Source organism: Paenibacillus sp. J22R3 (assembly GCF_056269305.1).
The window spans coordinates 1,494,786-1,516,117 of sequence record NZ_JBWDNS010000002.1 but is presented as its reverse complement, the minus strand read 5'-3'; the positions used below and the strand labels follow the sequence as shown (position 1 = coordinate 1,516,117).

Sequence of the window (21,332 nt, the reverse complement as noted above, 5' to 3'; positions counted from 1 at the left end):
AAGGGCGGCAACCCAAGGGTTGCCGCCCTTATCTACGTTAAAGCTTAAACTTGCTTAGTTACGGCTGATCGTTCGCGCGAAGCAGCAATTGGCGCATCCTGCGAAACGGCAAGCAGCTTATGAATTTCATCGCTCGTTCTGCAGCGGAGAAGCTGTTCGAACATTGCGCGGCATTCCTGCTGCTTCAGGGAGAGCAGCCGTTCCTTAACAGGCAATATCGCATGTGCGGACATGCTCAGCTCGTCGACATCAAGTGCGAGCCAGATCGGCAGCGCATGGAGATCACCGGCCATTTCGCCGCAGACGCCTACGTGAATGCCTGCGCGTTTAGCCGCTTCGATGGTTAGCTTCAGCATGCGCAGCACCGCAGGATGATACGGCTCATAAAGATGTGAAATTTGCTCGTTCATCCGATCGACGGCGAGTGTGAATTGCACCAAATCGTTCGTACCGATGCTGAAGAAATCGACTTCCTCGGCGAGGATATCCGCAATGAGTACGGCAGCGGGCAGCTCAATCATAATACCGACTTCGATATTGTCGGCATAGCCGATCCCTTCTGCCTTTAGTTCCGCTTTGCACTCTTCCAGCAGCGCATTTGCAGCTCTCACCTCTTCAACAGAAGAGATAAGCGGGTACATGATCTTCACGTTTCCGTAGTGACTCGCCCGAAGAATCGCTCTTAATTGTGTTTTGAACAAATCCTTCTTATCGAGACAAATCCGAATGGCCCGATACCCCAGGAACGGATTGCTCTCTTCCGGCAGCTCGAAATAATCCAGCTGCTTGTCGCCGCCGATATCCAACGTCCGAATGATCAGCGGTTTATGATCCAGCTTCTCCGCGACAGAACGGTACACCTCGTACTGCTCTTCTTCCTTCGGAAGACGGTTGCGGTCCATATATAGAAATTCCGTACGAAACAACCCTACGCCATTCGTTCCGCTGCTTAATGCGACATCGAGCTCCTTCAGAGAGCTGATATTGGCACTAAGCTCGAATTCCTTCCCATCCTGCGTGACCGGTTTGACGCTGACAATCCGTTTGAGCTGCTGCTTCTTCTCCCGCTGACGAAGCTGCATGCCTGTATAATGATCGACTAACGATTCCTCTGGATGCATATGAACGATGCCGAGGTCTCCATCGATAATTAGCAAGTCGCCTGTTTGGATCGTCTCTTCCAGCTTAGATTCAATACCGACAACGAGCGGAACGCCAAGCGCTCTAGCCATAATGGACGAATGCGAGGTCGTGCTTCCTGCCAGCGTTGCGATGCCAAGCACGTGATTCGGGTTCAAATGGGCAAGCTGAGACGGCGAGAGTTCTCTGGCGATGAGCAGGAACGGCTGCGTATCGGAAGGCAGCGTGATTTCCGGTGCGCCAAGCAGATGCTTGAGCAGACGGTTGCCTACGTCCTTGATATCCAGCGCGCGTTCTTTCATATATTCATCATCCAATAGATCGAACATCGTCACAAAATGGTCAATGGCTTCTTTCACTGCCACTTCCGCAGCTTTATATTGACGCTGAATGATGCCCTGAATCTCATTCATAAAGACCGGGTCATCCAATATCGCTAAATGGGCATCGAAGATGCTCGTTTCCTCTGGTCCGACAACCTCACGCAGCTCATCCTTCAAATGCTCGATTTCGACCTTCGAGGTGCGAATGCCTTCGTATAACCGGTCAAACTCGCGCGCCAGATCAGCGACATCGATTTTTTGTTCCGGCAAATCCCATTCCCAGTTCGGCAGTACGAACGCTTTGCCGATTGCTATGCCGGATGATGCTCCAATTCCTTGAATCACGCTGTTTCCCCTCCACCGCTTCTCTCTTTTAGCACAACTGACATGACGGAAGCCTGACCCTTTTTAACCCCTTTAAACGGAGCAAAGCTCCAAGAACTGACCAAATCGGAGTTCGTAATGACCATTGGCGTTGCGAGCGACTTGCTCCCTTTGCGTATTTTCTGCATATCAAAGGTAATGAGCAGTTGGCCCGGTTTCACCTGATCCCCTTCTTGGACAACAGCATGGAAGCCATGTCCTTTCATCTGGGAGGTATCGATGCCAATGTGCAGCAGCACCTCAAGCCCTTCCGGCGTGCGAATGCCTATGGCATGCATCGATGGATACACATGAATGATTTTCCCTTGTACCGGTGAAACAAGCTCGCCTTTATCCGGCATGAACGCTACACCGTCTCCAACAAGCTTCCCCGCAAAAATCGGATCCGGCACTTCGGAGAGCGGCATCATTCGCCCTTGAACAGGTGAACAAAACAGAACCCTAGATATATCCCTTCGTATCGCCTTGTCCATTTCCTCCCGTATGAGCTCGGAATAGGTACCGAATACGATCTGAACATTGCCCCCGCCAAGCCGAATGACGCCTGCTGCGCCTAAATGTTTGAGCGCATTGATGTCAACCAGCTTATCACTGGAGACCTTCAACCGCAGACGCGTAATACAAGCTTCCATTTGCACGATGTTTTCTTTGCCGCCGATAGCTTGCAGGATAAGCGGTGCGCGATAGGGGATATCCCCTGCCCACTCGTCGAGCTGCGAACCTTCTTCCCGCCCAGGGGTTGGAATTTGGAAGCGCTGAATCGCCCAGCGGAATAAGAAATAATAGAGCAAGCCGAACAGAATTCCGATCGGGATGAGCAGCCAGCCCCTAGTAGCCAGATGCTCATTAATGAGGAAGTCGATCGCTCCTGCTGAGAACGAGAAACCGTGTCTGATACCAAGCTCGTATGTAACCCACATCATCGCGCCTGAGAGAAGCGCATGGACAACGAATAGATAAGGCGCTACAAACAGAAACGCGAACTCAATCGGCTCCGTTACACCGGTTAGAAAAGAAGCAAGCGCCGCGGTAGTAAACGTTTTGCGAATTTTCGGTTTCAAATCCTCACGTGCCTCATGAATAATCGCAAACGCGATCGCGGGCAGCGCAAACATCATCGTCGGATACAAGCCGGCCATAAATCCGCCGGCTGTAGGATCCCCTGCGAAGAAACGGGGCAAATCCCCGAAAACTACAGAACCATCAGGAGTACTATAGCCCCCAACCTGAAACCAGAATACATGGCTGACCAGATGATGCAGCCCGAATACTACCAGAATTCGAAGGACGAAACCGAACAGAAACACGCCGAAGCCGCCGCCGGAATCGATAATTTCACCAAGCTCGATTAAACCGTTATGAATATAAGGTGCGATCTGCACCATGACGATGGCCCATAGGGTTGAGAACACACTCACAATGAGCGGAATAAACCGCGGCCCGCCAAAGAATTGGATATATTCCGGAAACTTTATCGACTTGAATCGTTCGTTTAGGATGCTGGTCACGATCCCGATTATTACACCTGTAAATACGGTCGGTTCCAGCTCATAATGACTTGCATTGATAATGCTGGTATAAATAAACATGCCGGCAATGGCTGCCAATCCTGCCGTGCCTGCATTGCTCGTCATCCCCATCGCGATGCCAAATGCAAATAAATAGGGCAGAAACGTAAACAGCGTATCCCCTGCGGTTTGCAAATGCGTATGGATGCTGGGAAGTCCCATCGCTTCCCATGGCAATGCACTCAAACTTAGGAATATGGCTGCGCCCGGCAGCACGATCGTCGGAAGCATGAATGAACGGCCAAGCTGCTGCAGATGCCCCATTATGTTCATAGGTTCCCCCCTCTCTTGAATACGACATTCCCAAAAAACCTCTACTCCTGATCGTAAGGGTTGCAACCGCCTTTGTCAAAATAAAACGGCAGACCCCGTGGTCCGCCGCTTCATTCGATCATTCGATTATGAGCCGTACTCTTCTATGCTTTGGACTTCCCTTGCGGCAGCAAGATGGAGTCTTCCACCTTGATGCAGCGGTCCATAATGACTTGCAAACCGCCGCGCTCCGCAATTTCCGCCGCTTCATCGTTTGCAATTCCCAACTGCAGCCATAAGGTCTTCGCACCGATTGCGACTGCTTCTTCCGCAACAGGAGGTGTATGCTCGCTGCGACGGAAGACGTTTACGACGTCTACCGGAAACGGAATTTCCTTCAGCGAAGCGTAATTCTTCTCACCGAGAATCGTGTCCGCCCCTGCCGGGTTAACGGGAATGATGCGGTAGCCTTTCGCTTGCATCGCTTCCGAAACCATATACGAGGTACGGTCCGGTTTGTCAGATAATCCAACAACCGCAATTACCGAGCTTGCTTCGAGAATCGACTTGATTTCATCTCTTGAAGGATTGGTATGAGCCATGTGAATATCTTCCCTTCTAACATTTCATTGCCTTAGCTTAGACTGCCAATTTCCTACTCAATCCATTCGACATTCGCGCCGAGTGCCTTCAAATGATCGAAGAAGATCGGGTAGGACTTTGCCACATGATGGGCGTCACGAATACGAAGCGGCTGCTTGGCACGAAGACCAACGACCGTAAGAGCCATAATAACGCGGTGATCATAATGCGCGTTAATTTCTACGCCGCCTTCTACGCCTTCCGGACGACCGTGAACGATAATCTCGCTCTGACGCTCTTCCACGTTCGCTCCTGCTTTACGCAGCTCGTTCAAGTAATCTGTTATGCGGTCGCACTCTTTATAGCGCAGGTTCTCAACATCGTAGAAACGGGAAGTGCCCTCTGCGAATACCGCTGCAGCAACCATGGCAAGTACGGCATCCGTCGCTTTATCGCCATCAAACTCAACGGCTTTCAGCTTGCCGTTCCCTTGTACATGTACGATCCCGTTCTCGTGCGTAAGCGGTACTTCCATCATACGCAGTACGTCAACGATGGCGCGCTCGCCTTGCTTGCTGTTCTCTTCCAAGCGATGCAGGATCACATCGGATTGCGTAACCGCAGCAGCTGCCAGCACAGCGGCAGATCCCGGGTAATCGCCTTGCACGATGTATTTCTTCGCTTCATAACGTTGACCGCCAGCAATGCGATAATGCATCAGGTCTTCGCTTGCTTCGATTACGATGCCTGCTTGCGCAAGAACTTCAAGGGTTTGTCCCACAACGACCTTGGATTTAAGGTCATGCAGCACTTCGATTTCACTGTCTTCTTCAAGCAGCGGCGTCAAGAACAGCAATGCGCTAAGGAACTGCGAGCTCACATTGCCGGATACTTGAATTTTGCCGCCTTTGGCTGCGCCGCCGCGAATCGTAATCGGCAGTCTGCCATTATTATGTTGAACGTCCACTCCGATTTGGCCAAGCGCGTCGATCAAATCATCATGCGGACGTTTGCCGAGTGAATCCGGGTACCGGTTAATGAACGTAACGTCAGGTGCAAGGGCCGTAATGGCCATGAGGAAACGAAGCACAGCTCCTGCATTGCCAACATCAAGCTCTTTCACGTCCTTGGGATTGCGACCAAAGCCTGTAATCGTAATTTTCTCGTCATCTTCTTCAATAATTGCGCCAAGATCGCGAATGCAACGGCGCATAGCATCACTGTCTTCACTATGTGCAGGGTAATAAATGGTGCTGGTGCCCTCTGCAAGAGCGGCAACAAGCAGGTAACGCGTCGTATAGTTCTTCGAAGATAGCGCTTGAAGCTCGCCTTGCAGCTTCGGTGTAGGGGTTACGAGTACATCCATCTTTAGTCGGTCTCCTTTATATGTAAGTGCTAGAAACGCATCTTGATGCCGTGCTCAATTTGCTCTACGACTTGCCTGACGCTGAGATTCGACGTATCAATCGTCAAATGTGCAAACGCATAAGCATGTTTCCGGTCTTCGAGCAATCTATATACGCGTTCACGCACATCGCCTTGAAGCAGCGGACGTGCAGAATCTTCGCTCACACGGGCAATGATCTGTTCGGGGTCCGCCGTTAAAGCAACCACGAAGCTATTTTCAAGCATCATCGAACGGTTGCGCTCCGACAAAACAGCACCTCCGCCAGTCGCAATCACCAGAGGCTCCGAACTTCCCAGTACCTCTGAGAGTGCAGCTGTCTCGGCAAGCCGAAAGTCCACCTCGCCTCGCGCTGCGAAAATGTCTGCAATCGCCTGACCTTCTCGACGGACGATCTCGGCGTCAATGTCAGCCGTTCCGCATTTCAGAAGCTCTGCCAGCTGCTTGCTGACTGTTGATTTGCCGGTTCCCATAAAACCGATGAGAACGACATGATGAAGCAGTTTTTCCTTATCCAATGAAAAAACACCATCCCAACCTGTACGTTAACAAAAAACATTTTCCAGTGATTATATCATTATTACAGATTAACGGGTATAAAAAATTGGTTTCTTCCGTAGAGTTGATAGTACTGATGCCCACAAATCCATAAAGGAGTGACCTCCATATGGCTCCAATCCCCGAGCCCTTCTCCGCCCAGTACCACGTGGCCAGAATCTATAATCCCGATTATCCGCTTTCCCGAGAAGATGTGCTGTGGACCCTAGAGTATATGAAAAAGAAAATGGCTGACGAAGCGCCTGAATTAATCAGTCTTCCTCAGCCACTCTTATTAAAAAAATTTCAAAGCTTTGCGGAAGCATCGTTATTCCTGCTCAAGCAGCAGCGCAGCGGATGCGGTCAAGAGTCCGATCGGCTGCGAAGCTGCTTACAGGATGTAATAACGGGTCTTACGATTGAATCCAATTGAAGTGGAATGAGCCTTCTTTGTCCACACGCTTGAACGTGTGTGCGCCGAAGTAGTCGCGCTGTGCTTGAAGCAGGTTCGCAGGCAGACGTTCTGTGCGGTAGCTGTCATAGTAGGACAGCGCGCTCGAGAATGCCGGTACCGGAATACCTTGCGTTACCGCAGTTGCGATTACTTCACGCCATGCGCCTTGGTACGATTCCACGATTTCTTTGAAGTGGTCGTCAAGAAGCAAGTTAGTCAAACCAGCGTCTTTATCATACGCATCTTTGATGTTTTGCAGGAAGCCGGCACGGATGATGCAGCCGCCGCGGAAAATCATCGCGATATCGCCGTAACGCAGGTTCCAGCCGTACTCGTCGCTAGCTGCGCGCATTTGTGCGAAGCCTTGTGCGTAGGAGCAAATTTTACTTGCGAACAACGCTTTGCGAACCGCTTCGATGAAAGCAGCTTTGTCGCCTTGATAAGGAGCCGATTGTGGTCCTTTCAACAATTTGCTTGCCGCTACGCGCTCGTCTTTAAGAGCAGACAAGAAACGGGAGAAGACGGATTCTGTAATGATGGATAGCGGCACACCAAGATCAAGCGCGCTTTGGCTTGTCCATTTACCGGTACCCTTCTGTCCAGCGGAGTCAAGGATTACATCAACCATAGGTTGTTTGGTTTCCGGATCGTATTTGGAGAAAATATCTGCAGTAATTTCAATCAGGTAGCTGTCGAGCTCCCCTTTGTTCCATTCCGTGAAGATCGATTGCAACTCTTCTGTGCTAACGCCAAGAACGCGTTTGAGCAAGTCATACGCTTCGCAGATCAATTGCATATCGCCATACTCGATACCGTTATGCACCATTTTCACGTAGTGGCCGGCACCGTCTGGTCCGATATATGTGCAGCAAGCGTCGCCGCCTACTTTCGCGGAGATCGCTGTAAGAATAGGCTCAACCAATTTATAGGCAGACTCTTGACCGCCTGGCATGATGGACGGTCCTTTCAGTGCGCCTTCTTCACCGCCGGAAACGCCAGTGCCGATGAAACGAAGACCTTGTGCTTCAAGCGCTTTGCTGCGGCGCTGTGTATCAGGGAAATAAGCATTGCCGCCGTCAATAATAATATCGCCTTGATCCAGAAGCGGAACGAGGGCATCAATCGTTGCATCTGTGCCTGCGCCAGCTTGGACCATAATTAGAATTTTGCGAGGTACTTCAAGGGATGCTACAAACTCCTCGACAGTAAAAGTGCCTACAAGGTTTTTGCCAGCCGATTCTTTCAAGAGATCGTCTGTTTTCTCGCGGGAACGGTTATAAACCGATACCGTAAATCCTCTGCTCTCAATATTAAGTGCAAGGTTCTTACCCATTACGGCAAGACCGATAACGCCGATCTGCTGCTTAGACATTATGATTCTCCACACCTTTTCTCTGTTATAGTAAAGACACAGTACAGTACGGCGAAGCAAGAACCCTCGCTTGCGAATACAATACACATATTTTACTCCTTTTGAACAGGAATGAAAACCTTCTTCACCAGAAATTTGTCGATTCCTCCCTATATATTACCACACAAACAAAATAAACCCCCGGTTTGCTAGCATCCCGGAGGTTTATTTCCTATCTTTAATCTTGGTTATTTCAAAGCTCAAGCTGTATCATCTCAGTTCTAAGGGATTGCAGTCTTTCCTTGGACTGCGACATGTCTGCTTCTCGCCCTTCCGTGATCGCTTCATGGAGGACCGAAAGCTCATAATCAAGCTCATACCGTAGCACTGACGCTCGCTCCTCAGCCCTTTTCGACTGAAACGCCTGAATGACTTCCTCTACCGTAACGAATGGTTTCTTCTGATAGATGATGCGATGTTCCATGCCGGACACCTCCACAAGTCGAATGATTTCACCAAACATAATGCTTTCAATGACAATTTGCCTGTCTTTGAACCGTTTGACAACTGCATGACCGCGGGAATCGTTAATCAGCTTCTCCAATAAATCCGACAGCTTCTCATCCTTTATTAGATAATCACCGACGATTTTGTAACGATTGCGGACACGTTGAAACCGAAGCTTCACAAGCTTGCGACCGCTGCGTACCGAGATGAGAAAATAGACGTCCGTTTCGCTCCAATAAAGCGAATATCCCTCCTGGATTAAATCCCGAATGAGATTTTGGATTTGCCGTCTGTCGAAACGCAGCTCCAAATTGCAGTATTCAACCTCATAACTTTTGTTCATCGGCAATCCCTCCCTCCGTTTGGCTTCATTGACGAAATGTTCTGAATATTCTCTCATATGATTATCTTATACTCCATCTTATGTTCTGGCAACTTGGATTATTGACTATTTTTCGCCTTTTCGAGCCCAATTGGACAAACAAACTTTTTCGCGCAAAAAGGCTGCCTCAGACTTCGTAATGAAGTCGCTGAGACAGCCTGCTTTGTACCCTTATTCCAACTAATTCGAGATCAGACAAACCATTGTTTCAAAATAACGCCGAACGAAACCGCACTGACAACCGCTCCGGCGAAGCTGTAAACGCCCGCGCGAATCCGCTGCTCGAACATCTTCACGATACCGAAGCTCAGCAATCCGAATATCAGCATAATAAACACCGCGCCTGTTATAAACAAGGCAGCAGAAATGGCACTAACGTCAACCAGAGTCACGAATAACACTCCCTATGCAAGTCTTTACTTGCATTATAGCCAAGCCGGTGCCGTATAGCCAGCAGGGGAAGATAGGAAGTTCGAACAAATTCGTGACATTTATAAGGTAAACGGGCTGCTCTTACAGCCCATGAATGGTTGCATGGTGTACACGTTTACTTGACGGACGTTTACGCAGCTTGATCTTGAGCACTGCGCCATCGTACTCCGCATGACAGGAGCGTGGCAGCACAAGCTTCGGCAGTTTAATGCTTTCATCACTTTTGCCGGCCATGCCGCTTAGCTTCACGCGATCCTCCTTCACGACCAGACGAAGGGCGGAGAGATCGGCCGATTCTCCGAGCGGATACGTTACGATCACATATCTCTTCGTTTCTACAATATTAGATGAAGCAGAATTTAGTGCCGAGGAAACGGCGGGCAATGCTTTGTTCATCATACTGCGGACGTAATTCTCTATCCAATCGGATTGGCGGAAGATATCGAATCCTTTGGGAAGCTGCTGCCCATCCATCCAATCCTCTAGTTCTTCCCACTTTGATTTCGATGACATACTAGCGCACCTCCGCCTAACGCCGTTATAGCATCCAGTTTATGCGGGCGGCTCCATAGGCGCTACTGCCGAATTGTGTCTTTACGCATCCGTTAGGATGAATGTGCTGCAAATTCACATCTGGGCATTTGCCGCATACGATGTAACAAATGCTCGCTGAAAACCAGACTAGGGAGAGTGAGACATCATGCCCGCTATTGTAGGCTTCGTTAAAGTAATCAGTGTCGGATCCAGCGCTGTCGTTCAATTCGGTGATTCTGTTCAAATCTCTCCGTCCAGCTCATCCAAAACGTATGCGGGTTCAGGCTCCTTCCTCACCGGCGGTTTGACCAACTCGAACAATGCTGTCAGTTCGACGAACACCAGTGATCCGGATGTCCAAGACAATACGAATAATGAAGTTGCTAACGGAGTGAACATCTAATGCAGCTTACGGTTCATCAAACCATTACGATCCACCAGCTTCGTGTAGACAGCGTAGCAAACTCCTCCGTCCTGCAGGTTGGGACGGCTGGAGCGATTTCTTCCCTCTCGCAGATGTACAATTCAGGAGGATTTACAGAGCCGGCACCGTTGCTTAACGAAGAGCTCAGCACGGAGAATCCGCTGAACTTCGTTCCGCTGCCCAATCCGAATTAACAAGGAGGTGCCTACGAGCGTATGCAACCGGCAAATACACCGCCTACTCCTTGGCAACTATGGAACGCGTTTAGCCAGCATATTCATAAGCTGCAGTGTCAGCTCGACGAGCAGCAGGCTGTAATCAACCGGCTTAGCAAGCAGCTCGAGGCGCTGAATGTACGTTTGGATGCCGCAGAATCAAAGCCAAGCTATCACATCGATACCATTCAATATCATTTCGACCAATTAAAGGTCGAGAAGCTCGATGGTACATTGAACATCGGGCTGACACCTCCTAACGAGGAACAAATCAAAGAAATCGGTCAAATTGTAATGCCAAATGGGAACAGCACGGTAGTTGTCAATGATCCCGGCCATAAGTCGGTAACCGACAAACCGCCCGTGAACAATCTCAAGCCTAACGTATTCCCGGCACAACCCGGGAGTGTTGGTCCCGGCCCCGTACCCGGACCCGGTTCTGTATTGCCCGCTTCTCCCTATCCGGAAATCCGCTTAGTGATTGATCGATACTTGGATCAGAATGCACCTCAGCAGCTCAGTGAGCTTGAAGCTGAGCTCGGCCTCTCGCTCGATCCCTATCACCGCAGGCTGATCATAGAGGATATTCGCAAGCAAATGAGTGCCCGAATTCAATTCTATATCCAAGCCGCTGAACATGAGGCCAAGAGCGGCAGTTCATCCCCTGAAGGAAGCCACGCGCCTAGCGATGCCCAGATCCAAGAGGCGATTATTGGGAAGACGACGCGTGACATCCACGCTGCGCTTCGCAGCTATTTGTCCCGATTGCAAAATTAGTAAGAAGGAGCCTTCTTTCTATGCAAATGCAGATGCATGTAGTGAACCATGTGCTCGCTGTCGGCAGTATCCAATTAACCGGTGTAGCGAGCGCCTCGATACTTCAAATCGGCGATACCGAGGAGATTACGCTCATCTCCATGTTCGATACACCGCCGGAGTCGGTTATCGTCGGCCCGATTGCACCGCTAGACGAACCGCAAGGTGCAAGCCGCGCAGAAGGCGAAGCAGACGTGTTCAAGAAAGAAACGATCGAAAAGCTGGAAGAGATGGGATTATGAGAAGCAACCCCGTTCTTACGGCTTACAGCGAAGAAATGTCGGACTACCCTGTACGGGTTTCCGAGGTAGGCGGACTGTACTTAACGAACGTAGGCAATGCATCAGTCGTGCAAATCGGTGATCGAGCAGAAGTAAACGCTTCGCTTCGTGCTCTGGCTGTACAACGAGCGGCTGATCATGCCGAATCAGGCAAAGTTTATTTCGAATCGTATTCCATATTCGATCGTAAGACACCGATCTGGGACCCGCTTGGAACCGCGTCCGATGACGTACCTACGTTCATTCGGACTACCAACCTGCAGCCTGCCATCAGCGTCGGCTGTATCGAAGTCATCGCCGTCAGCAGCGCGGCAAACGTGCTAATCGGCAACGGTTTGAAGATGCGCGCGGAATCCAGAGTCAAACATATCCGCCAATATGCCCGTTCCATGCCAACGGGCAGCGCTATTCCCGCTTCTCCTTGCTAATGTTGGGTAGGCTGCTGTCGTAGAAGGCTGTTCACCCTGCGCAACCGCTGCTTTCCCCATTGGGCGAATGCGTAATTACGAATGCACCCCGTACAAACGTCCAATCGATTCCGTCTCCAAGGCATATATTACAAATGTGATATGAAACATCACAAATTAACCACTCAGGAGGTATGTACAGTGGGATATATGCAAGGTGTAGGCGGCGCAGGAGTCGGTTGCGGTGGCGGACCAGGCCTTTGGACTAGTGCAGGCGTAATTCTTGTACTTTATATTTTGCTCGTAATCGTTCTTCGCGGCGGCTTTTTATGATCTCGATCTCCCAATAACCAAAAACCGGTCTTGCCTTCGGGCAAGACCGGTTTTTGCTATCCGTGCGTTTCAGCCATGCCAGGTCCTAACTTGCTATAGCAATGGTACGTACACATCCACCTCTGAAGGCCATAGCGGCTTATGGATCTGATAAACCTCCATTGCCATCCCCCGCTTATTGTTGCTTAAGCCTTGTGCCTTGATATAGGCATGAAGAAGCTCATAAGGATCACCTTGTAAGGCACGGACCAACACATAACGCTGGGGTGGAATCGTAAACCCGATCATCCCTTCAGGAACTTCAGGCAGCGAACGAACCTCCATGCAGGATAAATATGTGAACAGCTGATCGCAAACGAACGATGGACAAACATAAGAGCCGGCGTCCACAAGATTCTTGATTTCGAACCTGCGGGCAATAAACGACTTTAAGTGCTGTTCAACCCGCTTGGGATCGTGATTGGCAAAAACAGACGTAATCGCCGTTCCTACATAATGCCGCTCGGGAAGCGAGATTTCCTGTACATCATCAATTGAACTCACAGCGTAATACCCCCATTCACGAGATAAGCCGAGACCTTCCAATCTTTGGTGTTCAGCAATAGACTAGCCTCCCGCATATCCTCCGTCAAGCTAAATTTTCCGTAAGGCTCAAGGCTTACGACAAAGCACTGTCAACGCCAGTTTGCATCAGCGTTACTTCTTCGCAGCAATCTCCTCGCACAACCGCTCAATCAAGGCTTCTATTCGCATGGAGCCGATGTCGCCATGCCCCCGCTGCCTTACTGCTGCTGTATTCGAATGGCGCTCCGTTTCACCAAGAATCAGCATATACGGTACTTTCTCAAGCTGCGCCTCGCGAATCTTATAGCCCAGCTTCTCGCTGCGATAATCCACTTCAACACGCATACCGGATTGTTCAAGCTTCCGTTTCAACTCATACGCGTAGTCTTGATCAGCTCCTGAGACCGGGATCACCTTCACCTGAATCGGCGCCAGCCAAATCGGGAACGCTCCGGCATAATGCTCAGTCAAGATGCCGATGAACCGGTCAATCGATCCATAGACAGCTCTGTGGATGACGATCGGGCGATGCTTCTGACCATCCTCCCCGATATACGACAGATCGAATTTCTCCGGCATTTGAAAATCAAGCTGTATTGTCGCGCACTGCCAGCTTCTCTTCAGCGCATCGAGAATATGGAAATCAATCTTGGGCCCATAGAATGCGCCGTCGCCTTCATTCACGCGATATGCAATTCCGCGATTGTCCAGCACCTGCGCAAGCGCGGCTTCCGCTTGATCCCACAGCTCCGGTTCCCCCATTGAATCCTCCGGCCGAGTGGAGAGCTCAATTCGATATTCGAAACCGAACACGGCGTAAATGTCGTCAATAAGCGATATAACGCGGCCAATCTCGGCTTCGATTTGATCCGGCCTCACGAAGAGATGGGCGTCATCCTGGCAGAAAGTCCGTACACGCATCATGCCGTTCAACGCGCCGGAGAACTCATGGCGATGCACTTGACCGAATTCGGAGATCCGAATCGGCAGCTCGCGGTACGAGTGCAGGCTGTTTTTGTAAATCAACATATGACCAGGGCAATTCATAGGCTTGAGCGCAAAGGCAGTCTCATCGACTTTAGTGAAATACATATTGTCTTTGTAATGGTCCCAATGCCCCGATTGCTCCCATAGCCGCTGGTTGAGCATAAGCGGTGTCCGCACCTCGTCATAATCGCGCTCCTGCTGCAGCTGCCTGGAGAACTGCTCCAGCTCATTTCGAATTGTCATTCCTTTAGGCAGATAGAACGGCATGCCTGGCGCTTCTTCCGAGAACATGAACAGCCCAAGCTCTTTGCCTAACTTTCGATGATCCCGTTTCTTCGCTTCCTCAAGCATACTCAGATGCTCGTCAAGCTGCGCTTTCTTCGGAAACGCAGTGCCGTAAATCCGTTGTAACACGGCATTCTCGGCATCTCCCCGCCAGTATGCTCCTGCGACCGACAACAGCTTAAACGCCTTAATCCGGCCAGTGAATGGCAGATGAGGTCCGCGGCATAGATCCGAGAACTCGCCTTGCTCATAGATCGAGATCTCAGCCGAGTCCGGTAAGCCACGAATCAATTCCACTTTCAATGACTCTCCTTGCGAATCAAACCATGCCAGCGCATCCGCACGACTAACCACTCTCCGTACGATCGGTAGATTCTGCTGTACGATACGCTCCATTTCTTTCTCGATGGCAAGCAAATCAGCAGGTGTGAGTGGACGCTCAATCGCGACATCGTAATAAAACCCATCTTCGATCACTGGGCCAACTCCTAGCTTCACCGCCTCATTACCATAAATCCGCTTAATCGCTTGCGCCATCAGATGTGCAGTGCTGTGACGCAGAATGGCCACTCCCGCATCACCATCGAGTGTAACGATCTCTACCTCACTATCCGCATCCAGCCGATAACTTAAATCGACCTCCCTGCCATTTACCTTGCCTGCCACCGCATTCTTCCCGAGCGCGGAGCTGATTGCCAGTGCCACTTCAACTACCGAAACCCCTGCTTCAAAGCTCCTTACACCACCGTCTGGCAGCTTTACCTTAATCCCATTTTCCACGAGTCTTCCTCCATTCGATAAATTGAACGCAAAAAAACGCACATGTCCCAAGGGACGAGTGCGTTCAGACTCGTGGTTCCACCCTAATTCGACCCAGCCGATCGCGATCAGTCGCGGGGTCCTTCTTAGCATCCGGTAACGGGGATTAATCGGTGCCATTTACAACCGCGACACAGAATCGACGGGTTCAATGTTACGGCTGCAAAGGGGTAACTCCGCATCTCAGGGCTGAAGGAGCTTGCAGCAATCGCTCCTCTCTCTGTGCAGCCTGACGTATGGGAATCCTGTCTTTGGTCTTCGCCTGCTATGTTGCTGTGTTCCATATTATAGAGTCCATCCGAACAAAGTTCAAGAGGCATTCGCATAATTTTCTGATTATTTCAGATTATGCGATAAGCTCTGCTCGTTCATAAGCAGTTCCATATTCGCTTCATGACGCTTCCGGAATCCGATTTTGAACCGATAGTCTTGCAGATCCATAAAGGTCTCGAATCGGCTCGTTCCTTCTCCCAGCTCAAGCTGCTCTTCACAAAGACTCAGATATTGTTCCGAAACTTCGGCCCGATGCAAGATTTCATCTTGATCTGCCGTCACACTGCCATGACTGGGGAGCAACAGCAGACCGGGAACTGACCATGCATAAGCTGCAATCTTCTCCAGCGTGCTCCGGTATGTGGCGAAGGTGTCAAACACAAAGGGAAATTCGATGTCCGACACATAATCACCCGTAATGAGTGCCCCGTTTGGTTCCACAAGGCACATCAATCCATCTCCGTTATGTCCGTATGCCGTTCGGAAGGTCAGAACGGTTTCGCCGATAACCAGCTGTTCGCCATCTTGCTCGATGACATGATCTACATGCGGAAATGCAATGCTGTATGGACGGCTGATATAGAATTCATCGTCCAAGCGCTCGACAACCGATACCCGCTCCACTTTGTCCGGGTGATTAGCGAATGCCGTTCCCGCAATAACGCTGCAATCTGTGAAGGAACCATAACCGACGATATGGTCAAAATCGGAGTGGGTAAAGAACACATACAACGGGCGATTACCTTTCATTGCATCCACATGCTTCCGAATGGTCGCCAGCTCCGATGGCAAATAATTCGGATCTACGATCAAGACTAGATCCTTCGTCTCGATGACAAAGCAGTTGGTCTGATAGAGCTCACTTTGAAAAACAGAAATGCCATCCGATTGATAGGTTAACATGACTCACTCTCCTCCTCGCCGTCGCATTTTTCAGACGTTGGAACTTCAGCGTTAAACGGATACGGTTCAAGCGGCGTTTGAAGCAATGAAGAATACATATCCGCATGCTGCCAAGTCAAGCTCTCCAGCGACAATGGATCCAGACTTACCTGCAGGCCGAGCCCATTGGATATGATCTCCAGCCGCTCTCCGTTGCGCGTTCTAATCTTACGAACCGTCACGCTGGCAAACTCATTGGCAATCCGAATCTCTTGTTCTGCCGACATCCTGCCGCCCCCTTCTATAAGAAAATACCTAAGCTGCTTATTCCCATCGTAGTATGATCCAGCCGCACGAACCGTTTCGCCAGCTTCCACTCCCCTGCGCTGCCGCAAGCCCGAATCGTGTCTTCACGCTCACCTGACACTAAATCGTATGCCGGGCTGTCAAAGCGACTTCGGAACAACAGCAAATTGCTGATGACGACCATCTCCAGCGCACCTTCACTGCTCTCTCGAACATCTGCCAACCGGAAATTCGACAGAAAATGTCTGGTCCGAGACGGCGGATCCTCTGCCCAGTTGTAGTCAGAGAATGTCCGCTCCACACGCATTTGGATCGATGCCAGATTCTCGTTCATATGAAAGGCTTGATCGCTGAACGGGCTTGGCGCATGACGTTCCCGCGTTAGCCTGATCGGAATTTGATAGCGGATATCACTTGTCAGCAGGGTCATCCAATCTGCATAGTTTCCGTTGTCCAGCAGCTCTGCCTCGTGTATCAGGAAACGCTCTCCCTCCTTCAGCAACTGCTCGGTTCCACGCTCAACAATCACGGTTTCTTCCCCCATAACAGCCCATTCCTTCCCCCTAATGCTAGATTTCATCTTCATCGTCAAGCATCGTATTCACGTACGATTCATAGAAATAACGCTGATTGCCTTCCCCATATCGCGGATAGTAGGCGACGCCCGGGAGTGGCCATTCCTCGTCTCGTTTCGCCTTGCCCATCCCGTTCATCCCCATTTGGAAATTGAGCTTCAAATTATTCTTCGCAAACCGATTGCCTGCCGTCTGCGTAATCGTCTCCCATGTCATCGAATCATCCATCTCGAAAATCCCCGCCAAGCTGAATGTCGCTGAACCAGCACGATAAGAAGCTTCTTTGAACGCTTGCGGCGTATTCTTAAACATGAGGAACCAGTTCCAAATTTCGATTTGGTCCGGGCCCTTCGGACGCCACTGTCGCATACTGATGAACGGCACAGGGGGCAAATTCCGCTCCGGCGTGACGGTCATAAGCAGGAATGAGCTGTTTGGAAATATATTACCGAGCATTTCCTTGGAGTCTCGAACGATCTCAAGTCCTTTCGGCTCCAGCCGATCCAAGCGGAAGGTATCGACGATTTCCTGCGGGAAATTCCAGTAAGGCATCTCAATGACCTGTTCGGTTTTATCGAGCGAAATGTCGACGCAATGTCCGTTCCCGGCAAGAATCTGCTCGCCGTTCATATTCGCCAGCATGGAGAATGGCGATGAACCCACTTCATACGCGGAATGGTGCAGGAAGATCAGGTGATACGCGTCGCCGCTGAAGTTTTCCGCCGCAACCTTCCAATTCGCATTCACGATCCAGCGCTGAGGTTCGCCAATGACTTCGAGTCCCTCATCCTGCAACCCGAACAGCAGATCCAGGTAGTACTTGCTGTCCGCAAGATATTCCTCAAGCGGCGGCGTCTCCTTATCCAGACACGCGAAAATCAATCCGTGAATCGTATCGCAGCGCGCCGCAAGCATGCCCCAATCCTTCTTGTTCAGCCCGTTGTAGGCATGCTGCTGCGCTGGCATTCCGATGAGGTTACCGTTGTTTTTATAAATAAATCCATGGTAGGGACAGCGAAAATGCGATGCGTTCCCTTTCTCCGCCCGGCATACTCGAACGCCGCGATGAACGCAGGCATCCAACATGACACGAATTTCTCCGGACTCGTCACGGTTCACGATGAACGGATCTTCGCCGATATAACGAAGCACATAATCGCCTGCGGATGGAATTTCCGATTCATGGCCCACATAGATCCATTTTTTCGTAAAAATTTTCTCCATTTCAAGCTCATACAGCTCGCGGTCATTGAAGATACCTACTGGGATTATGCCTTCCTTCAAGCTCTCTCTCATTTCGCGGAGCAGCGATTTGGCATGGCTGTATGCTGGTGCACCCTTCGTCTCTGTTTTCATCGTCTTGCACCTCGCTCTTCTATTGGGTTAGTAAGGATTAAACGTCAGCCAGCTCGCATATTCGCGCACACTATCATAGAATGGCCGCGATGGCTCGTAGCCGATTTCTTCGCGCGCTTTCGTAATATCGAAGGTGCCATAATGATCCAGCTCCGAGAATCGGCCTTCCCCGACTTCGATCACGGCGTCCGGGTACAGCTCCTTCACGAAGGCGATCAGCTCGCCGAACGTTGTTTTATAGCCAGCCGTTATGCTGTATACATAGCTCTTCATGTCCTTCGCTTCCATAGCACAGATGCATGCCTGCGCCACATCTTTCACGTGCACATACTGGAAGCCGTAGTCGCGGCCTTCTTTCAGGTAGGTCGGCACTCCCTTAATGGCATTCACGATTAGATCCTTCATGTAGCACTGCATAAACTGTCCTGGCCCATAGAGCCAACCCGGCCGCAACGACGGGATTTCTAAGCCATACAGATTGCGATAGCCGTAGGCCAACTTCTCCGTGAACACCTTCGTAGCACCGTATACGCCGCTCGGATGAAGCGGTACATCCTCCGTCACTGTGCCTAGCTCAGCATTGTTGCCGTAGGCGTATTCGGAGCTCAGGTTAACCACTCGTTTGATGCCGGACAGTCTGGCCGCTTCGAAAATATTCGTCGTGCCAACCGCATTGGTCATTACCGTCTGATACGGAATATCGATGGCAGTCACGGGATGGGAGATGGCAGCCGTATGAATGATGCGATCGATCTTATACGTGCGAATCGTCTCCAGAATAAGAGGCAAATCCAGCAAATCGCCTTGTACATAGGTGAGGGATTCATCTCCCCCGTTATCCTTCACTCTGCGATCGTAGCTGACGACGCGGTAGCCGCGCTCTCTCAGCATCGGAACCAGATTGGAGCCCAAGAAACCCATACCGCCGGTTACTAGAATATTCATTTATTAGTCCTCCCTATTTCTCGTCTGCCAGTTGATTGATAAATGTTGGATTGTACAGCTTGCTCATATCTGGTAACTCATCGATAAATTTCAGATCCTTCAGAAAGGCACCGACCTGCTCGCCGTTATATTTCACGGAGGTGTAGGCTTCTGCTTCCTTCTGAGCGGCTACATTATCGTTCAAATCATATACTTTCACACCTTCTAGGGAGATCTTAAATTCCTCCGGCGTAATCTCTGCATGTTTCGCCATAATGGCAATTGCCTCATCCGGACTGTCCTTGAGGAAGCTTACGGCGTCGAACCAAGCCGCCATGACGTTCTTAACGTCCTCTGGGCGATCCTTGATGATGCTTTCGCGGAAAGCGATGGTGTCCATCAGGAGTCCCGGTGTCTCTTTCGAAGAGAAGAGCAGCTTCCCCTTTCCCGAGCTTAACGTTTCGCTCAGGAATGGCTCCCAGATGACAGCGGCGTCGATTTTGCCTGCTAGGAAGGATGAGCCAGCGTCCGCAATCGCCATATTGAAGTAGTTAATATCCTTTTCTGATAAACCGTGCTGTTTGAGGACGGTCAACATGAAGAATTGATCCACCGTGCCCAGCTCTGTTGCAATTCGCTTCCCTTTCAAATCCTCAAAGCTCTTAACCGAGGGGTCGACCACAAAACCATCTGCACCGTCGGAGTAATCAATAATCATCGGAATTTGCAGTTTAATGCCTTTGCCAACCGGTGGCAGCGTGTCACTGAGGGTTTGGCTGTTCGCATCTACATTGCCGGAATTCAGTGCCGACAAACCGTCGCTGTAGCTAGGGAACCATTCGAGCTCCACATTCACATCGCGCTTCTCGAAAAACCCCTTCTCCTGCGCCACATACCAGAGAAAATAGGTCGGGAACGGATTCAGGCCGATTTTGAGCGGATCACTGGATTTCTCCGTGCCGCTGCCGTTACTGCTCGCGCAGCTGCTCAGCAGCAAACCTGCCATCATGCATGTCGTAATGATCGATAATACACGCCTCTTCATGGTTTGTTCCCTCCACTCGATTAACTTAAAGCGATTGTAAACCTTTGTGCTACACAAAAGTCAATCGCAATGTTATATTTTATAACATGATCGTGTGAGAGAGGTGTTTTTCCCATGAAAGAACGGCTATCTATTAGCGAAATGGCGCAGCTGCGCGGGATTTCTGCCGAAACGCTTCGTCATTACGACAGAATCGATCTGTTTAAGCCTCAGCATGTCGATCCCCATACCGGCTACAGGTACTATTCGATTTTTCAATACGAGGTTCTTGGTACGATTAAAGAGCTGCGTCAGCTTGGAATGAACACGAACGAAGTGAAACAGTATTTCAATGAGCGCAATATAAAGAATTCAACCGATATCTTAGCAGCCAAACACGAAGAGCTCGTCCATAAGCTGAAAGAAATGACGGCGCTCGAGGAGAATATCCGAGATAAGCTGGCTTTTCTAAGGGAAGTTATTGCCGAGGTAGGCAGCCCAGCCGTTACAATACGTCAACTGGAGCGCCGGAAGCTATTTACGCTGCATCAGAAGATTAACAGCAACCTGGAGCTGTGTTATGGCGTGCTGGGATTGGAGAACAGACTCACGGAAACGGCTCCGTTGCTTGCCAGCAACAGGCTTGGCGTCCTGCTGTCACAGGTAGACTTGGGGGCTCGTCGATTCGAGTCTCCGTCTACGATCTTCGTAGTGGCTAAGCGAGCTGCTTCTGTTCCGAAGGAGAATTTGATTATCATCCCCGCCGGTTCGTTCGCTTGTATTCGGTATTACGGGGAACTGTGGAATCGCAGCGAAAGTCTCGATACACTGTGCCGCAAGCTTGAAGAGGATGGATACGAAATAACAGGCGATGCACTGCAAATCATGCAAGTCGACATTACGATTACCGATAATCCAAGCGAGGTCATGTTTGAGATTCAAGTCCCTATCCGTAAGAAATCAGAAACAGCAGCTATTACGGCGGATGAGCCGTAATAGCTGCTGTTTTC

General features: G+C 50.3%; 25 protein-coding genes. 8 read left to right on the top strand and 17 right to left on the bottom strand.

Annotated elements, in window-relative coordinates; genetic code table 11:
• Nucleotides 1-44: 44 nt before the first annotated feature.
• The 5 genes from ptsP to AC0YN4_RS14755 all read right to left on the bottom strand — a co-directional run bounded on the left by ptsP (nt 45) and on the right by AC0YN4_RS14755 (nt 6,172).
• Nucleotides 45-1,808 (bottom strand): phosphoenolpyruvate--protein phosphotransferase, encoded by a 1,764-nt coding sequence (gene ptsP, locus AC0YN4_RS14775; protein ID WP_475780442.1) that lies wholly within the window; start codon nt 1,806-1,808, stop codon nt 45-47.
• Nucleotides 1,805-3,688 (bottom strand): glucose PTS transporter subunit IIA, encoded by a 1,884-nt coding sequence (locus AC0YN4_RS14770; protein ID WP_475780441.1) that lies wholly within the window; start codon nt 3,686-3,688, stop codon nt 1,805-1,807. The genes ptsP and AC0YN4_RS14770 overlap by 4 nt, the downstream gene beginning before the upstream one ends.
• 143 nt (nt 3,689-3,831) lie before the next feature.
• Nucleotides 3,832-4,269, bottom strand: coding sequence for a CoA-binding protein (locus tag AC0YN4_RS14765; RefSeq protein ID WP_475836085.1), 438 nt, complete (start codon nt 4,267-4,269; stop codon nt 3,832-3,834).
• A 53-nt stretch (nt 4,270-4,322) separates the two neighbouring features.
• Nucleotides 4,323-5,615, bottom strand: coding sequence for a 3-phosphoshikimate 1-carboxyvinyltransferase (gene aroA / locus AC0YN4_RS14760; RefSeq protein ID WP_475836084.1), 1,293 nt, complete (start codon nt 5,613-5,615; stop codon nt 4,323-4,325).
• 29 nt (nt 5,616-5,644) lie between these two features.
• The gene (locus AC0YN4_RS14755; protein WP_475836083.1) at nt 5,645-6,172 is read right to left on the bottom strand and encodes a shikimate kinase; all 528 of its coding nucleotides are present in this window, start codon (nt 6,170-6,172) and stop codon (nt 5,645-5,647) included.
• A gap of 149 nt (nt 6,173-6,321) precedes the next feature.
• Between AC0YN4_RS14755 and AC0YN4_RS14750 the strand changes: the two genes are divergently transcribed.
• Entirely contained in the window at nt 6,322-6,624 is a 303-nt protein-coding gene (locus AC0YN4_RS14750; RefSeq protein ID WP_475780437.1) for a hypothetical protein, read from the top strand.
• Here AC0YN4_RS14750 and gndA read toward each other — a convergent pair.
• The 4 genes from gndA to AC0YN4_RS14730 form a co-directional block, all read right to left on the bottom strand.
• Nucleotides 6,605-8,017 (bottom strand): NADP-dependent phosphogluconate dehydrogenase, encoded by a 1,413-nt coding sequence (gene gndA / locus AC0YN4_RS14745; protein WP_475780436.1) that lies wholly within the window; start codon nt 8,015-8,017, stop codon nt 6,605-6,607. The genes AC0YN4_RS14750 and gndA overlap by 20 nt on opposite strands.
• A gap of 232 nt (nt 8,018-8,249) precedes the next feature.
• The gene (locus AC0YN4_RS14740) at nt 8,250-8,846 is read right to left on the bottom strand and encodes a hypothetical protein (protein WP_090978159.1); all 597 of its coding nucleotides are present in this window, start codon (nt 8,844-8,846) and stop codon (nt 8,250-8,252) included.
• 230 nt (nt 8,847-9,076) lie between these two features.
• Nucleotides 9,077-9,277 (bottom strand): hypothetical protein, encoded by a 201-nt coding sequence (locus AC0YN4_RS14735; RefSeq protein ID WP_090978158.1) that lies wholly within the window; start codon nt 9,275-9,277, stop codon nt 9,077-9,079.
• Nucleotides 9,278-9,398: 121 nt separating this feature from the next.
• Nucleotides 9,399-9,830 (bottom strand): Hsp20/alpha crystallin family protein, encoded by a 432-nt coding sequence (locus AC0YN4_RS14730; protein ID WP_475836082.1) that lies wholly within the window; start codon nt 9,828-9,830, stop codon nt 9,399-9,401.
• Nucleotides 9,831-10,017: 187 nt separating this feature from the next.
• Between AC0YN4_RS14730 and AC0YN4_RS14725 the strand changes: the two genes are divergently transcribed.
• From AC0YN4_RS14725 to AC0YN4_RS14700, 6 genes are all read left to right on the top strand, one after another.
• Nucleotides 10,018-10,254: a spore germination protein gene (locus AC0YN4_RS14725; protein ID WP_090978156.1), complete on the top strand. Its 237-nt coding sequence runs from the start codon at nt 10,018-10,020 to the stop codon at nt 10,252-10,254.
• Nucleotides 10,254-10,469 (top strand): spore germination protein GerPB, encoded by a 216-nt coding sequence (locus AC0YN4_RS14720; protein ID WP_475780434.1) that lies wholly within the window; start codon nt 10,254-10,256, stop codon nt 10,467-10,469. The genes AC0YN4_RS14725 and AC0YN4_RS14720 overlap by 1 nt, the downstream gene beginning before the upstream one ends.
• A 21-nt stretch (nt 10,470-10,490) precedes the next feature.
• A complete protein-coding gene (gerPC, locus tag AC0YN4_RS14715) occupies nt 10,491-11,267 on the top strand; it encodes a spore germination protein GerPC (protein ID WP_475836081.1) in 777 nt (258 codons plus the stop codon).
• Between the two features lie 20 nt (nt 11,268-11,287).
• Complete coding sequence (locus AC0YN4_RS14710) at nt 11,288-11,548, top strand: hypothetical protein (RefSeq protein ID WP_475780432.1); 261 nt, start codon at nt 11,288-11,290, stop codon at nt 11,546-11,548.
• Nucleotides 11,545-12,015: a spore germination protein GerPE gene (locus tag AC0YN4_RS14705; RefSeq protein WP_475836080.1), complete on the top strand. Its 471-nt coding sequence runs from the start codon at nt 11,545-11,547 to the stop codon at nt 12,013-12,015. The genes AC0YN4_RS14710 and AC0YN4_RS14705 overlap by 4 nt, the downstream gene beginning before the upstream one ends.
• A 180-nt stretch (nt 12,016-12,195) precedes the next feature.
• Entirely contained in the window at nt 12,196-12,327 is a 132-nt protein-coding gene (locus AC0YN4_RS14700; RefSeq protein WP_218147095.1) for a YjcZ family sporulation protein, read from the top strand.
• Nucleotides 12,328-12,420: 93 nt separating this feature from the next.
• Here the strand turns inward: AC0YN4_RS14700 and AC0YN4_RS14695 are convergent, their stop codons facing one another.
• From AC0YN4_RS14695 to AC0YN4_RS14660, 8 genes are all read right to left on the bottom strand, one after another.
• Nucleotides 12,421-12,870: a GyrI-like domain-containing protein gene (locus AC0YN4_RS14695; protein ID WP_475780430.1), complete on the bottom strand. Its 450-nt coding sequence runs from the start codon at nt 12,868-12,870 to the stop codon at nt 12,421-12,423.
• A gap of 153 nt (nt 12,871-13,023) precedes the next feature.
• Entirely contained in the window at nt 13,024-14,943 is a 1,920-nt protein-coding gene (gene thrS, locus AC0YN4_RS14690; protein ID WP_475836079.1) for a threonine--tRNA ligase, read from the bottom strand.
• Nucleotides 14,944-15,318: 375 nt separating this feature from the next.
• Nucleotides 15,319-16,158: an MBL fold metallo-hydrolase gene (locus tag AC0YN4_RS14685; RefSeq protein ID WP_475780428.1), complete on the bottom strand. Its 840-nt coding sequence runs from the start codon at nt 16,156-16,158 to the stop codon at nt 15,319-15,321.
• Nucleotides 16,152-16,424: a dihydrodiol dehydrogenase gene (locus AC0YN4_RS14680; RefSeq protein WP_475780427.1), complete on the bottom strand. Its 273-nt coding sequence runs from the start codon at nt 16,422-16,424 to the stop codon at nt 16,152-16,154. Before AC0YN4_RS14680 ends, AC0YN4_RS14685 begins: the two co-directional genes overlap by 7 nt.
• A gap of 14 nt (nt 16,425-16,438) precedes the next feature.
• A complete protein-coding gene (locus tag AC0YN4_RS14675; RefSeq protein ID WP_475836078.1) occupies nt 16,439-17,023 on the bottom strand; it encodes an aromatic-ring-hydroxylating dioxygenase subunit beta in 585 nt (194 codons plus the stop codon).
• Entirely contained in the window at nt 17,013-18,374 is a 1,362-nt protein-coding gene (locus tag AC0YN4_RS14670) for an aromatic ring-hydroxylating oxygenase subunit alpha (RefSeq protein WP_475780425.1), read from the bottom strand. Before AC0YN4_RS14670 ends, AC0YN4_RS14675 begins: the two co-directional genes overlap by 11 nt.
• Before the next feature lie 27 nt (nt 18,375-18,401).
• A complete protein-coding gene (locus AC0YN4_RS14665; RefSeq protein WP_475780424.1) occupies nt 18,402-19,319 on the bottom strand; it encodes an NAD-dependent epimerase/dehydratase family protein in 918 nt (305 codons plus the stop codon).
• 13 nt (nt 19,320-19,332) lie between these two features.
• The gene (locus AC0YN4_RS14660; RefSeq protein WP_475836077.1) at nt 19,333-20,343 is read right to left on the bottom strand and encodes an ABC transporter substrate-binding protein; all 1,011 of its coding nucleotides are present in this window, start codon (nt 20,341-20,343) and stop codon (nt 19,333-19,335) included.
• A gap of 114 nt (nt 20,344-20,457) precedes the next feature.
• Between AC0YN4_RS14660 and AC0YN4_RS14655 the strand changes: the two genes are divergently transcribed.
• Nucleotides 20,458-21,318 (top strand): MerR family transcriptional regulator, encoded by an 861-nt coding sequence (locus AC0YN4_RS14655; RefSeq protein WP_475780422.1) that lies wholly within the window; start codon nt 20,458-20,460, stop codon nt 21,316-21,318.
• Nucleotides 21,319-21,332: the final 14 nt, after the last annotated feature.

Excerpts from the sequence above, each read along its gene's own strand:
- gndA (WP_475780436.1), bottom strand. The coding sequence starts at position 8,017 with ATGTCTAAGCAGCAGATCGGCGTTATCGGTCTTGCCGTAATGGGTAAG.
- AC0YN4_RS14675 (WP_475836078.1), bottom strand. The coding sequence starts at position 17,023 with ATGAAATCTAGCATTAGGGGGAAGGAATGGGCTGTTATGGGGGAAGAA.
- AC0YN4_RS14680 (WP_475780427.1), bottom strand. The coding sequence starts at position 16,424 with ATGTCGGCAGAACAAGAGATTCGGATTGCCAATGAGTTTGCCAGCGTG.
- AC0YN4_RS14705 (WP_475836080.1), top strand. The coding sequence starts at position 11,545 with ATGAGAAGCAACCCCGTTCTTACGGCTTACAGCGAAGAAATGTCGGAC.
- gerPC (WP_475836081.1), top strand. The coding sequence starts at position 10,491 with ATGCAACCGGCAAATACACCGCCTACTCCTTGGCAACTATGGAACGCG.
- AC0YN4_RS14685 (WP_475780428.1), bottom strand. The coding sequence starts at position 16,158 with ATGTTAACCTATCAATCGGATGGCATTTCTGTTTTTCAAAGTGAGCTC.
- AC0YN4_RS14710 (WP_475780432.1), top strand. The coding sequence starts at position 11,288 with ATGCAAATGCAGATGCATGTAGTGAACCATGTGCTCGCTGTCGGCAGT.
- AC0YN4_RS14720 (WP_475780434.1), top strand. The coding sequence starts at position 10,254 with ATGCAGCTTACGGTTCATCAAACCATTACGATCCACCAGCTTCGTGTA.
- AC0YN4_RS14725 (WP_090978156.1), top strand. The coding sequence starts at position 10,018 with ATGCCCGCTATTGTAGGCTTCGTTAAAGTAATCAGTGTCGGATCCAGC.
- AC0YN4_RS14765 (WP_475836085.1), bottom strand. The coding sequence starts at position 4,269 with ATGGCTCATACCAATCCTTCAAGAGATGAAATCAAGTCGATTCTCGAA.
- AC0YN4_RS14655 (WP_475780422.1), top strand. The coding sequence starts at position 20,458 with ATGAAAGAACGGCTATCTATTAGCGAAATGGCGCAGCTGCGCGGGATT.
- aroA (WP_475836084.1), bottom strand. The coding sequence starts at position 5,615 with ATGGATGTACTCGTAACCCCTACACCGAAGCTGCAAGGCGAGCTTCAA.
- AC0YN4_RS14665 (WP_475780424.1), bottom strand. The coding sequence starts at position 19,319 with ATGAATATTCTAGTAACCGGCGGTATGGGTTTCTTGGGCTCCAATCTG.
- AC0YN4_RS14670 (WP_475780425.1), bottom strand. The coding sequence starts at position 18,374 with ATGAAAACAGAGACGAAGGGTGCACCAGCATACAGCCATGCCAAATCG.
- AC0YN4_RS14660 (WP_475836077.1), bottom strand. The coding sequence starts at position 20,343 with ATGAAGAGGCGTGTATTATCGATCATTACGACATGCATGATGGCAGGT.
- AC0YN4_RS14750 (WP_475780437.1), top strand. The coding sequence starts at position 6,322 with ATGGCTCCAATCCCCGAGCCCTTCTCCGCCCAGTACCACGTGGCCAGA.
- AC0YN4_RS14730 (WP_475836082.1), bottom strand. The coding sequence starts at position 9,830 with ATGTCATCGAAATCAAAGTGGGAAGAACTAGAGGATTGGATGGATGGG.
- AC0YN4_RS14740 (WP_090978159.1), bottom strand. The coding sequence starts at position 8,846 with ATGAACAAAAGTTATGAGGTTGAATACTGCAATTTGGAGCTGCGTTTC.
- AC0YN4_RS14770 (WP_475780441.1), bottom strand. The coding sequence starts at position 3,688 with ATGAACATAATGGGGCATCTGCAGCAGCTTGGCCGTTCATTCATGCTT.